Origin of the sequence: Collinsella sp. wc0583 (genome assembly GCF_046116915.1) — a bacterium.
Classification (GTDB): domain Bacteria; phylum Actinomycetota; class Coriobacteriia; order Coriobacteriales; family Coriobacteriaceae; genus Collinsella.
Map to the genome: position 1 here is coordinate 84,267 of NZ_JBJXBN010000005.1, position 12,291 is coordinate 96,557.

The 12,291-nt window shown below is 49.0% G+C and carries 9 protein-coding genes; all 9 read left to right on the plus strand.

Annotated features, from left to right (window positions below):
* Positions 1-3: 3 nt before the first annotated feature.
* Entirely contained in the window at positions 4-1,071 is a 1,068-nt protein-coding gene (locus ACKUUJ_RS05565) for a glycosyltransferase family 2 protein (protein ID WP_409064932.1), read from the plus strand.
* Complete coding sequence (locus tag ACKUUJ_RS05570; RefSeq protein ID WP_409064933.1) at positions 1,072-3,558, plus strand: glycosyltransferase family 2 protein; 2,487 nt, start codon at positions 1,072-1,074, stop codon at positions 3,556-3,558.
* Between the two features lie 266 nt (positions 3,559-3,824).
* Entirely contained in the window at positions 3,825-6,077 is a 2,253-nt protein-coding gene (locus tag ACKUUJ_RS05575; RefSeq protein ID WP_409064934.1) for an RICIN domain-containing protein, read from the plus strand.
* Positions 6,078-6,164: 87 nt separating this feature from the next.
* Complete coding sequence (locus ACKUUJ_RS05580; protein WP_409064935.1) at positions 6,165-7,403, plus strand: lipopolysaccharide biosynthesis protein; 1,239 nt, start codon at positions 6,165-6,167, stop codon at positions 7,401-7,403.
* Positions 7,400-8,380: a glycosyltransferase family 2 protein gene (locus tag ACKUUJ_RS05585; RefSeq protein WP_409064936.1), complete on the plus strand. Its 981-nt coding sequence runs from the start codon at positions 7,400-7,402 to the stop codon at positions 8,378-8,380. Before ACKUUJ_RS05580 ends, ACKUUJ_RS05585 begins: the two co-directional genes overlap by 4 nt.
* A gap of 13 nt (positions 8,381-8,393) precedes the next feature.
* Complete coding sequence (locus tag ACKUUJ_RS05590; protein WP_409064937.1) at positions 8,394-9,089, plus strand: glycosyltransferase family 2 protein; 696 nt, start codon at positions 8,394-8,396, stop codon at positions 9,087-9,089.
* A gap of 8 nt (positions 9,090-9,097) precedes the next feature.
* Positions 9,098-9,439 carry a DUF2304 domain-containing protein gene (locus ACKUUJ_RS05595; RefSeq protein ID WP_409064938.1) on the plus strand — a complete coding sequence of 114 codons (342 nt, stop codon included), beginning with the start codon at positions 9,098-9,100 and terminating at the stop codon, positions 9,437-9,439.
* A 9-nt stretch (positions 9,440-9,448) separates the two neighbouring features.
* Positions 9,449-10,246 carry a glycosyltransferase family A protein gene (locus tag ACKUUJ_RS05600; protein ID WP_409064939.1) on the plus strand — a complete coding sequence of 266 codons (798 nt, stop codon included), beginning with the start codon at positions 9,449-9,451 and terminating at the stop codon, positions 10,244-10,246.
* Positions 10,247-10,278: 32 nt separating this feature from the next.
* Positions 10,279-12,282, plus strand: coding sequence for a DUF2142 domain-containing protein (locus ACKUUJ_RS05605; protein WP_409064940.1), 2,004 nt, complete (start codon positions 10,279-10,281; stop codon positions 12,280-12,282).
* Positions 12,283-12,291: the final 9 nt, after the last annotated feature.

Here is a 12,291-nt window from a genome sequence, read left to right on the forward strand (position 1 = left end):
ACCATGGCTACCCCTAGGATTTCCGTCGTCGTTCCCATCTACAAGGTGGAGGAGTGCCTGGCATGGTGCCTGGACTCCCTACTCGCGCAGGATATGCCCGATTGGGAGGGCGTGCTGGTTAACGATGGCTCGCCGGACGGCTCGCGCGATATCGCCGCTGCCCTTTGCGAAAAGGATACGCGCTTTACGCTGGTTGATAAACCCAACGGTGGTTTGTCGAGCGCGCGTAATGCGGGAATCGCTGCATCCTCGGCTCCTATCGTCGCGTTTTTGGATTCCGACGACCGGTTTACGTCTGATGCGTGCCGCGTAATCGTCGATGCCTTTGAGCGTGAGGATTGCGACGTTTTGACCTTTGGCGCGAACCCGTATCCGTTGGAGGCGGGGTATCCGTGGCTTAACTATGTGCTGAGTCCGCGCGATGTGTCGTTTGTGGGCTATAGCTCCGACCTGCTGTTTAAGGAAGCATCCCGCCCCTTTGCATGGCGCACCGCTTGCAAGAGCGCTTTTTTGCTGGGCAACGGGATCGTGTTCGATGAAACCGTTAAATATGGCGAGGATCAGGTCTTTGATTTTGCCGTGTACGGTCGCTCGCACAAGACCGCGCTTATCTCGAACAAACTGTACGACTATCGCGTGGCACGCAAAGGCTCGCTCATGGACACCATGCGCTATGACGACGAGACGCGCCTGTTGGAGCACGTGAAGATTTACTCCGCGGTGCTTGCTGACTGGCAACGCGACGGTCTCGATGCTCAGCATGCCGATGACCTGGCGTACTTCCTCTGCGATCTGGTGCTGTACGATGCGCTCAGGTTGCTGGGTTCGGACTGCGGTAAGGTGTTTGCTGCCGTCGCCGCGGCGCTTGATGGTTCTGCCGTGGGCAACGATGCCGCGCTCGCGCAATGTGCTCCTTCTGTTGCCGCTATGGTGCGTGCGGCACTTGTCGGTAAGGTGCCTGCTGCTCGTTCGTGCAAAAAGCTCATGTTCGATTACGACGTCTTGAGGTTTGGGCGCCTGGGCGCGTGCAAGCGCATGGCCGCGAATGCTCTGGGAAAGCGAGAGGTGTAGATGAGTATCAAGCGTTTAGCGCTTTGCCGCAGCCAGGGCCGCCTGTTTGTGCTGCTTCGTTTTGCCGGCCAGGATATCGCGGAGATTATTGAGCAAGAAGGTTCTCAGGCCTTTGTCCGCGCGACGACCAATGGCGTTTGCGTGCCGTCTTTGGCACTGCCGGTCGATCATGGCCGCGTGCTCGCGCTTTGTCCCTCCGTTGCCGATTATGAGCGCGAGCTCGTTGTCTTGATGCTTCCGTTTATGGACGGCTCTACAATTGACGTCTCATTTGCGTCCGGCGGTAAAAGGCTGGGCTCTATTCGCCTTGATAGTCGTATTGCCAAGTTGGAATCTAAGATTAATTACAAAGCAAAGCCTGCGCTGTGCGCGCTTGTCCGCGACGCGCAGCGCGGCGAGTGCTGCGGTCGCTACGAGATCGATGCCGTTCGTTATTTACCGGCAGATGAGGGCGTCGTCTGGCGCTATGAGGTCAAGTGGGCGGGAGATCCCCAGTGCGTCCCTGAGCTCCAGATCTTCGATACGCACATGAATGCGATCGATGCCACGGTGCATGTGTTTGAGTCGCAGGTCGATGTTCCCCAGCAGAACGGATGTCGCGTCAATAAAACGTATCTGAGCGTTGAGATGCCTCAGGATATACGCGATTTTGTCGTGATTGCGGCTGATCCCACGGGCCAAATCCAGAGTGGATTTTGTGCCATGGATGGTCGTTTGTACAACGGCATGGTCGACGACAGTTGGAACCGCATGAAGGATGCGCGCGCGGATGATGCGGCCTATCGACGTTGGTTTGAGCAACATCGCGCAAAGCCGGGTGATTTGGCGTGCCAGCGTGTCGCTTCGGCGGCATTTGCCTATAGGCCGCTCGTGAGCATTGTAGTGCCGTGCTATAGGACCGATCGGGTTTACCTGCGCGAGTTGCTGGACTCTGTGCTATCCCAGAGCTATGACAACTGGGAATTGCTGCTTATGGACGCCTCGCCCGATTGGGACGCGGTGTCCAATCTTGCGGCCGACGCCAATGACGAGCGGGTTTATTGGATTGAGCTGCCTGGTAACGGCGGCATTGTACTCAACACCAATGCTGGCATTCAGCAAGCGACGGGCGACTACATCGCATTCTTAGACCACGATGACATTCTGGAGCCGGATGCGTTGTTCCACTATGTCGCCGCGTTGAACAAGGCGGCAGAGGGTGAGCGTCCGCAGGTCCTGTTCTGTGACGAGGACATGTTCCAGAAAACGGGGGAGTGGGGTCAACCGGTCTTTAAGACCAAACTCAACGTCGACCTGCTCTATAGCCATAACTGCGTGACGCATTTTCTGATGGTGGAGAAGGCACTTATCGATCGCATTGGCATGTCGCCGGAAGACGTCGCTGGCGCCCAGGATTATGATCTGACGCTTCGCTGCCTTGCATCGGGCGCACGCTTTGAGCATATTGCCCACGTGTTGTATCACTGGCGTGTGCACCCCGGTTCCACCGCCGATGGCTCTGCAGATAGCAAGCCGTATGCCATTGAAGCCGGTCGTTTGGCGCTGCAGCGTCACTTTGACTCGCTTGGCGTTCACGGAACGGTCAAGGAGACCGAGACGCCGTTTGTCTATCGCATGCGTTATGCGCTGCCGGAGCCTGCGTCGCTGGTGAGTATTGTGATTCCCACCAAGGATCACATTGAGACGCTCGATGCCTGTGTGATGTCTATCGCCCAGAAGGCCACGTATGCCAACTATGAGATCGTCTTGGTAGAGAACAACAGCGAAGCCCCGGAGACGTTTGCGTATTACGAAACCCTGCCGGAGCGCGTGGCCGCAGTATCTGAAGGCAAGGGCGTCGCGCGTGTTGTGTACTGGCCGGGCGAGTTCAATTACTCCCAGATCATCAATTTTGGTGTTGAGCATGCCAAGGGCGACTACTTGCTGCTGCTCAACAATGATACCGAGGTCATAAGCCCGGACTTTATCGAAGAGATGATGGGCTATCTGCAGCGTTCCGATGCGGGTGTGGTGGGCGCCAAACTCTATTTTGCCGATCATCTGGTGCAACATGCTGGCATTTTGGTTGGCGTGCGTGGCGCACTTGCCCATGCCAACCAGGATTTCTCGGCAAAGCGCGAGGGCTATCTTGCGCGCGCCGTGCGGCCGGGCAACTTTAGCGCCGTAACAGGTGCCTGCCAGATGGTCCGACGCGACACATTTGAGCAGGTCGGCGGCTACAACGAGGAATTCGCCGTCGGCTTTAACGACGCGGACTTTTGCCTGCGCGTGTGGGAGGCGGGCTACCGCACCATCTTTACGCCCTATGCCGAGCTGTACCACTACGAGTTCACCTCGCGCGGCAGGGAAGAGGCCAACGAGGAAAAGCTGCGCCGCTGGAAACGCGAACAGGCACTGTTCATGCAGCGCTGGCCAGAGTTCTTCTTGACGGGCGATCCGTGGTTGGGGCAGAACTTATCCACTGAGAGCGAGTATTTCTCACTTTAGAGAGTCGGGATGCCGTTGCATGTTATGGTTTGCCATTTGTTTGATAATAATTATGTGGCAGATGTGTAGTGTAATTGCAGTTAAATGGGTTAATACAAGTTTGATTAAATTGCGCCACGCTTGCCCTACCTGCTTTTTGGCGAATTAATTAAGGGTGGATGAAAGATTGCTTGTGGCTGGATTGTAGAGGTGAAAGAGAGGCGATTTTTTTTCGAGCTCTCTCACTTTGATATAATTGCAACGTTTTTCGTTCGAAGGATATGTGCATGCGTCAAATAAAAAGACAAATACTATTTGGAATTTCTTTACTGCTATTTGGGCTTGCGTTCGCGCACTCTTGCTATGGCGATACCTCGCGATCATTAGTTGAAAACTCGTGGAGATATGAAAATGGCGAAATCGTTTCTTCGCTTAACGCCTCTGAAGACGAAGGTATCTCGACATTATCGATAACGGATTTGCCAACTGGGGCGACTGCTGAGGGAATCGATGTCAGCGAACATCAAAAAAAAGTTGATTGGGAAGCTGTTAAGGCTTCTGGTATCGATTTTGCCATTCTTCGAATTGGCTTCGGCGCTCCTTCTTTCGGCGGCCGACTCGACTACCAATTTCAAAGGAATATCTCTGAGTGCGAACGCCTAGGAATTCCTTACGGCATATACTTATATTCATATGCGTGGGATGACTCGCAGGCGGAAGATGAAGCTTCGTTTGTGATCGATAATTTGGCGGGACATACCCCGCAGCTTCCCGTTTATTACGATCTTGAAGATAATTCCATTATCGCAGAGGGTAGACAAGATGGAATTGCTTCCAGGGCCTCAATTTTTTGCAACCGTATTACTAGCGCTGGATATTCGGTTGGTATTTACGCGAATCTGTATTGGTTTAACAACGTCTTGACTGATCAGGTTTTTAAGTCATCCGCATGGGACCATTGGATTGCGCAGTATAACTATCAGTGTGATTACACTGGCAACTACAGTATTTGGCAATATGCGAGCGATGGTCTTGTTCCGGGTGTTAACGGCTACGTTGATATGAATTATTCCTACGGTTCTGTCGTTGCGGAGTCAGTTAAAGCTCAGCGTGCCGACGAGCTCGCATCCCAGCACGCGGGCGACCTCGCCGACGGGACGTACGTGATCAGGTCCGCCAAGCGCCCCTCCTCCGCCCTCGAGGCGAAGGGCGGCAGGACGGCCAACGGTACCGCGGTCTCCCTGTACGACGTCAACGGAACCGTCGCGCAGGCCTGGACGGTGACCCACGAGGGCGACTACGTCGTCATCAGGAACGCCAAGAGCGGGAGGGCCATCGACCCGACCGGCCCGTCCTCCGACCCGGGGACCAAGCTCCAGCTCTGGGACGCGAGCGGTACCCGGCCCCAGCGCTGGATCGCGATCAGGAGGGACGACGGGGGCTACGAGTTCCGCTCGGCGATGGACCCCGACGCCGCGTTCGACCTAACCTCGGGCAAGACCTCGAACGGGACGCGGGCCCAGCTGTACACCGCCAACGGCACCGAGGCGCAGTCGTGGGCGCTTGAGGCCTACGAGCTGCCCGAGACCCGTGCCGACGAGCTCGCATCCCAGCACGCGGGCGACCTCGCCGACGGGACGTACGTGATCAGGTCCGCCAAGCGCCCCTCCTCCGCCCTCGAGGCGAAGGGCGGCAGGACGGCCAACGGTACCGCGGTCTCCCTGTACGACGTCAACGGAACCGTCGCGCAGGCCTGGACGGTGACCCACGAGGGCGACTACGTCGTCATCAGGAACGCCAAGAGCGGGAGGGCCATCGACCCGACCGGCCCGTCCTCCGACCCGGGGACCAAGCTCCAGCTCTGGGACGCGAGCGGTACCCGGCCCCAGCGCTGGATCGCGATCAGGAGGGACGACGGGGGCTACGAGTTCCGCTCGGCGATGGACCCCGACGCCGCGTTCGACCTAACCTCGGGCAAGACCTCGAACGGGACGCGGGCCCAGCTGTACACCGCCAACGGCACCGAGGCGCAGTCGTGGGCGCTTGAGGCCTACGAGCTGCCCGAGACCCGTGCCGACGAGCTCGCATCCCAGCACGCGGGCGACCTCGCCGACGGGACGTACGTGATCAGGTCCGCCAAGCGCCCCTCCTCCGCCCTCGAGGCGAAGGGCGGCAGGACGGCCAACGGTACCGCGGTCTCCCTGTACGACGTCAACGGAACCGTCGCGCAGGCCTGGACGGTGACCCACGAGGGCGACTACGTCGTCATCAGGAACGCCAAGAGCGGGAGGGCCATCGACCCGACCGGCCCGTCCTCCGACCCGGGGACCAAGCTCCAGCTCTGGGACGCGAGCGGTACCCGGCCCCAGCGCTGGATCGCGATCAGGAGGGACGACGGGGGCTACGAGTTCCGCTCGGCGATGGACCCCGACGCCGCGTTCGACCTAACCTCGGGCAAGACCTCGAACGGGACGCGGGCCCAGCTGTACACCGCCAACGGCACCGAGGCGCAATCGTGGCTGCTTAGTGTTTCTAAGTAGTTGATGCTGGGTTTATTGGCGTAAATTATCAGTATTCAACGGATTGCTTTAAACTAAAGCAATCCGTTTTGTCTTGATTGGATGTCAGTGAGTAGAGAACTGTCTGATAAACAGAATATTTTATATAACGCTGCGGGTTCTTTGATTTATCTAGGTTGCCAGTGGCTTCTCACGGTTTTAGTTGTCCGCTTAAGTGATGGACTTGAATATGCTGGCAATTTGGCGCTTGCGATGTCCATCGCAAATATTTTTGTACCTTTTGCTCAGTATAGAATGAGAACCATTCAAGTTTCAGATGTGAGCCATAGCTTTTCTGCTGGTGATTATCTTGGTTTCAGGTTCTTAACCGTAATCGCAGCACTCATTGGCTCAATGATATATAGCTATTTCACTTGTGCATCTAGCGCATTGATATCTATCTTTATTTATCTTTTATACAAAGCCCTTGAACTTGTTATCGATGTTTTCCATGGCCTGGATCAGCAGAATTACAGGATGGATTATGTCGGTATTTCATTTGCGCTTCGGGGAATATTGTCGGTGACGGCATTCTCAGTTGCTCTAATTATGAATTTGAGTCTCGAAATGGCTCTTGTGATCATGACTCTTGTCTGCATTCCTGTCTGCTTGTTCTTTGATATCCCAAAAGCACAGCAATTTGATACGCTACGTCCTATTATTAATAAATCAACAGTCTTCTATTTTCTTAAAATCGGGATTTTGCCGGCTGCTTCTTTATTTGCTTGCAGTGCGGCCATGACATTTCCTCGACAAATGCTAAGTTCATTTTTCGGAACGGCTAGTCTTGGAATATATGCCTCGGTTGCTTCGCCAATTGCTATCGTTCAAACGGGGGCTTCTTATATCTATACGCCCTTGATAGGTAGATTCGCCGAGCATTTTTCCCGTGGCGATAATAAATCCTTTATATCTTTATTCATCAAAGTTAGTCTGACGATGCTGGCTCTCGTTGCTGCGCTTTCTTTGCTATTTAGTTTTTTCGGTCACTATTTCCTCTATTTGCTATATGGCGGAGAAGTTGCTGAGCATACTGAGCTGTTGGTGCCCATGTTAATCTGTTCGCTCTTTACGGTCTTACTCTGGTTTGCAAATGATTTATTGGTTGCCATGAGAAAAGTAATTGAGTCTTTTATTGGTAACGCAGCCGCAGCACTTCTAGCGTTGGCATTTTCTTTCTATTTCGTCCCGAATTTCTCTATGAACGGCGTTAGCTTTACCGGAATATTAGGCTATGGGTTAGCGTTTGTTTTTTCACTCTGTTTTATTATTTATACCCTTAAGTCGACTAAGGGGGATTTTCGTTGATTAAGGTAAGTGTGATCGTCCCCGTATTTAACGCCGAAAACTATCTAAGACAGTGCCTGGATTCACTTGTTAATCAAACCTATTCAAATTACGAAGTAATATGCATTGATGATTGCAGCTCTGATTCGTCCCAAGCGATTCTTGCTGATTACGCAGGACGTTGCTCAGATAAACTGACCGTTCTCTATAACGATGAAAATGTCGGTCAAGGTAAATCAAGGATTCGTGGCTTAAGCATTGCGTCGGGCGAGTATATTATGTTCGTTGATAGCGATGACTATGTGGCTGGCGACTATATCAGTCGCTATGTTGCTGATGTATTACATCAGGACTTTGATCTAATTATTGGTGGCTACACGCGTGATGTAGACGGTGCTTTATCAACATATATCCCAAGCGATAGTGTTTGGAGCGTTGTCACGTATTCAGTTGCTTGCTGCAAAATGATAAAGAAGTCTTTTATCGAAGATCATAATATTGATTTTAGCGATGCCCGGAAAGGGGAAGATATTTATTTTAATCTGTCCCTCTATTATTGGGGGGCTACGTATAAAGTGATTGATTATGCTGGTTATTATTATCGCCTAAATAGGAAATCGACCACTCAAACTCTTGGGAGTAACCATAATTTCGATGGTTTGATTTTCGATATGTTTGACTCTTTCCTTGAGTCGCACGATTTAAGTTCATTGAACAAAACTGATTACGATGTAATTGAGTATGCATATTTGGCAAATGTGTTCAATGCCTTATTAACATATTGTCGCGGATGCGGTCTCAAGGTGATGTCGACCAAGCTGAAGTTCGCTAAAGCCAAAATGAGCCAACAGTTTCCCAGCTATCCTTCAAACCCTTTAATCGGATTGTTCTCGCCAAAGGGTCAATCTCTTAAAATCCGGGTCGCTCTTTTTGTGATGATTAAGTTGGCTCCATTTGGAGTGGATAGACTTGTTTTATTGGCTTTAGCTTTGGCATAGTTTACGGAGCAACATGAATAACTCCCCAAGAATTCTTGTCATAATACCTGCCTATAATGAGCGGGAGAGTATTGTCTCTACTGTTGATTCAGTGGTTCGAGCTGGCTATGACTACGTTGTGGTTAATGATGGGTCCACGGATGACACGCTCGATATTTGTCGAAAGAATAATATCAATGTACTAAATCTGCCCCAGAATCTTGGGATTGGCGGTGCTGTTCAGGCTGGGCATAAATATGCTCAACAATATGGCTATGACATTGATGTTCAGGTTGATGGTGACGGACAGCATGACCCTGCATATATCTACAAGCTTGTAGATAGAATAATTGCCGGTGCAGATTTGGTCGTTGGTTCAAGATTTTTGGAACAGACGGAGGGTTTCCAGTCTTCCTTTCTTAGGAGAGTTGGAATAACTTGGCTTTCCGGAGTAATAAAACTGGTCACACATCAAAGAATTACGGATCCCACCTCTGGTTTCAGGGCTTGCAACGTTAGGGCAATTGATTTGTTTTGCAAAAAATACCCAGCCGATTATCCTGAGCCGGATTCAATCGTATCGGCTCTTTCGCGGGGCCTGAATGTTGCTGAAGTATCAGTGGTGATGAAAGAACGCCAAGGTGGGTCTTCTTCTATTTCGGGTTTTTCGAGCGTTTACTACATGATTAAAGTGACACTTGCGATAATAATTTCGGCTTTCTCGAACTAGGGGTTTTGATGTCTGCATCGTTACAGTTGGCAATCGTTATTGCCTGTCTACTGCTTGCAATTTATGTTATACGGCTAATTCTTAAAGACAAATTACAGTTGCGTTATTCGCTTCTCTGGCTTGCATTGGTTGCGGCTCTTTTGATCTGTGGCTTATTTCCACAACCGTTGTATTCCATTTCTTCTTTTTTTGGTTTTGCAACTTCATCCAATTTCATTTTCGTGGTCGGTTTTCTGTTTTTAATCCTGATCTTGCTATCTCTAAGCTCTATTGTTAGTAAGCAAGCTATTGCTATTAAGAACTTGACGCAAAAAATTGCATTGCTCGATAAGGAAATTCACAAGGATTAGGAAATATCGTTGAAATACTTTGCTCATGATCACACTTTTGTTCTTTGCGCCTATGGGGAGTCTCCTTACCTGGCCGACTGTCTCTCCTCGCTTGTAAACCAACAGCAGGCTAGCGATATTATTGTTTCGACCTCAACTCCGAACACGTATATAGATCAGACTGCTTCTCGATTTAACGTTCCAGTTGTTATTAATGACGGGAAGCCTAGCATCAGCCATGATTGGAACTGCGCAATTGGTCATGCACAGACTCCTTTGGTTACCATTGCTCACCAAGACGATGTGTATTCTCCAAATTACACTCTGGAAATGCTTCGTTCCGTCAATCATTCCTGTGATCCTTTGATTTTCTTCTCGAATTATGGTGAGCTTCGCAACGGTGAATTTGTTGATGAAAATTCCATCCTTAAAGTGAAAAGGGTTCTACTCAATAAATTTGCCCGTTTGGGTTACTCCGCATCCACTCGAGATAAGCGCCATATTCTTAAGTTTGGTTCGGCGATTTGTTGCCCCTCAGTTACTTATAATCTTGACACTCTTAAGACCCCACTGTTTTCTAGTTCTATGAAATGTGATTTAGACTGGGAGGCATGGGAGAGGTTCTCACGGCTTAAGGGGTCTTTCGTCTATTCACCAGAGATTCTTATGCATCACAGAATTCATGAAGGATCAGAGACAACTGCGCTGATAGAGGATGACACGAGAAGCAATGAAGATCTTGAAATGTTAAATAAATTCTGGCCTCAGATTGTAGCCAGGGCAATCTTTCGATTTTATTCATTTAGTATGAATAGCAATGCACTATAAAAGCGATTATTTTGTTAAAGGGGTTTCTAAATTTGTCTTCTTCACTTGATTTAGATTGGCTTAAAAAGGTCAAAGCCTCTCTTATTGTTAGCCTATTAATATTTATAGTTTCCCTGCTGTTCGTTCACAACTTTGCGGCAGTTTTCCTATATTTTTTTCTGATTGTCATTTATTTGATTTGTACATGTGTAAGAAGTCGGTCTTTGCATAAGGACACGACAATAGGCATAACAGATGTAATTGTTGAAGGCTGTTTTTCTCAAGAGCTTAAAGTTGATTCGATTCGAATTGCTGTTCTTTCTTGCGTGCTTGAGCTTTTAACGGTAGTTGGGTGCAAATCGCCCTTTTCTCTTGCGGCCATTTCTCCTGCGCGAATTCTCTTCTTTTATCTATTGGGAAGCGCAGTCTTAGCCGTATTTAGGCTATTTAAAATAGATTTTGACCTTAATATAAAGTTGAGTTTTTCAAAAAAGAACATTGTTGTCTGCGCTGCAATCGTACTTTGTGCCCTGCTTGCAAGCGCTCTTTTCGGTTTTATTGGTTTCAGTAAAACCGTTATTCTTGCATCAGTTCTTCCGTTGTTTGCGTGCACTGGATTCATAATTTGTTTCCATGATTGGTGGAATCGCCCTGATTTATTTACCCCTCTAGCAATTGCCGTTGTTGGACTTGGCATCATACTTGTCTTTCCTGTAACTAATTTATTTTCATGGGATGATCAAATTCATTTTCATAATGCGAATAGCTTTTCCTTTGTCAGCGAAGCTGAGACTACTGTTTCAGATAGGATGCTTGAGAACTTATTTGAGCAAGATGCCGGATTCTCTAATAACGCTGCACTTGGAAAGTGGCCGATAAGCCCAGATAATGAATGGGGCCGTGGAGCCGTTGAGTCATTATGTTTGGAATTAAATCATCAGGATACTGCCGCCACCCTTTGCAAGGAGACCGGCCTTTCCACTTCTGTTTCTTTCCAATCTCTAGGCTATCTTCCTTCATCATGCGGTATTTGGCTTGGTAGAGTATTGAAGCTACCTTTCAGTTTTAAGTTTGTTTTGGGGAAACTGTTCAATTTAATGTTCTATGCCTTTATTTGCTACTTAGCAATTAAAGTAGCCCCATGCAAGAAATATTTATTGTCTTTCATTGCGCTGCTTCCTTCGAATGTTTTCATGGCGGCCAATTATTCCTATGACCCTTGGATCAATTGTTTAACTCTTCTCGGAGTTGCTCTCCTTCTTAGATTGATCACGGGTAGAACTGAACTAAAGTGTTCGACGTACGTTGAGACAGTCTTAGTATTTGTCTTCGCGTTCGCTCCAAAGGCGGTTTATTTCCCTCTTTTAGGGTTACTGTTTCTCATTCCTTCTTCAAGGTTTGCTGATAATCGGCAAAAAAGAATATTTGAGAGTATTTTGCTGCTCTTAGGCGTTCTCGTTGTTATCTCTTTTCTTATCCCCTTTATTGCATCAAATGGAGGCGGAGCAGGTGATGCCCGTGGTGGCGATAATGTTAATTCAACTCAGCAAGTGCATTTTATTTTGACCAATCCGTTGAGTGCACTTGGCATTCTTAGTAAGTTCGTCTTTGTTGAGTTTCTGAACCCGGGTTTTATAAACTCAATCGCTACGAATATTGCTTATCTAGGGGATATCGCATCTTATGTACCTGTGTTTAGCTATCTGCCTATAATTATTGGTACTGCGATTTGCATTCTTGATAGCAACGACACTTCGATTTCTTTAATTTGCCGGAAAAACGCTATTTGGTGCTCCTTGCTTCTGATTCTCACTTGCTATTTGATATCTACGGCCTTATATATTTCTTTCACTGGGGTTGCATGCGAACGCGTTGCTGGTGTGCAGGCAAGATATTTAACTCCGCTGTTGTTTGCGGCTGATCTTTTCATTTTTAACATTTCTTGTCATCTTGAACAAAAGCGTTGCGGTAGGTTTGAAGCACTGTCGTTATTGTCTTCAGCCATGATGCTTTATCTAATTATGTTTACCTTACTTTTTTCTAGGTGCTTTGGATAAGGAAAAACT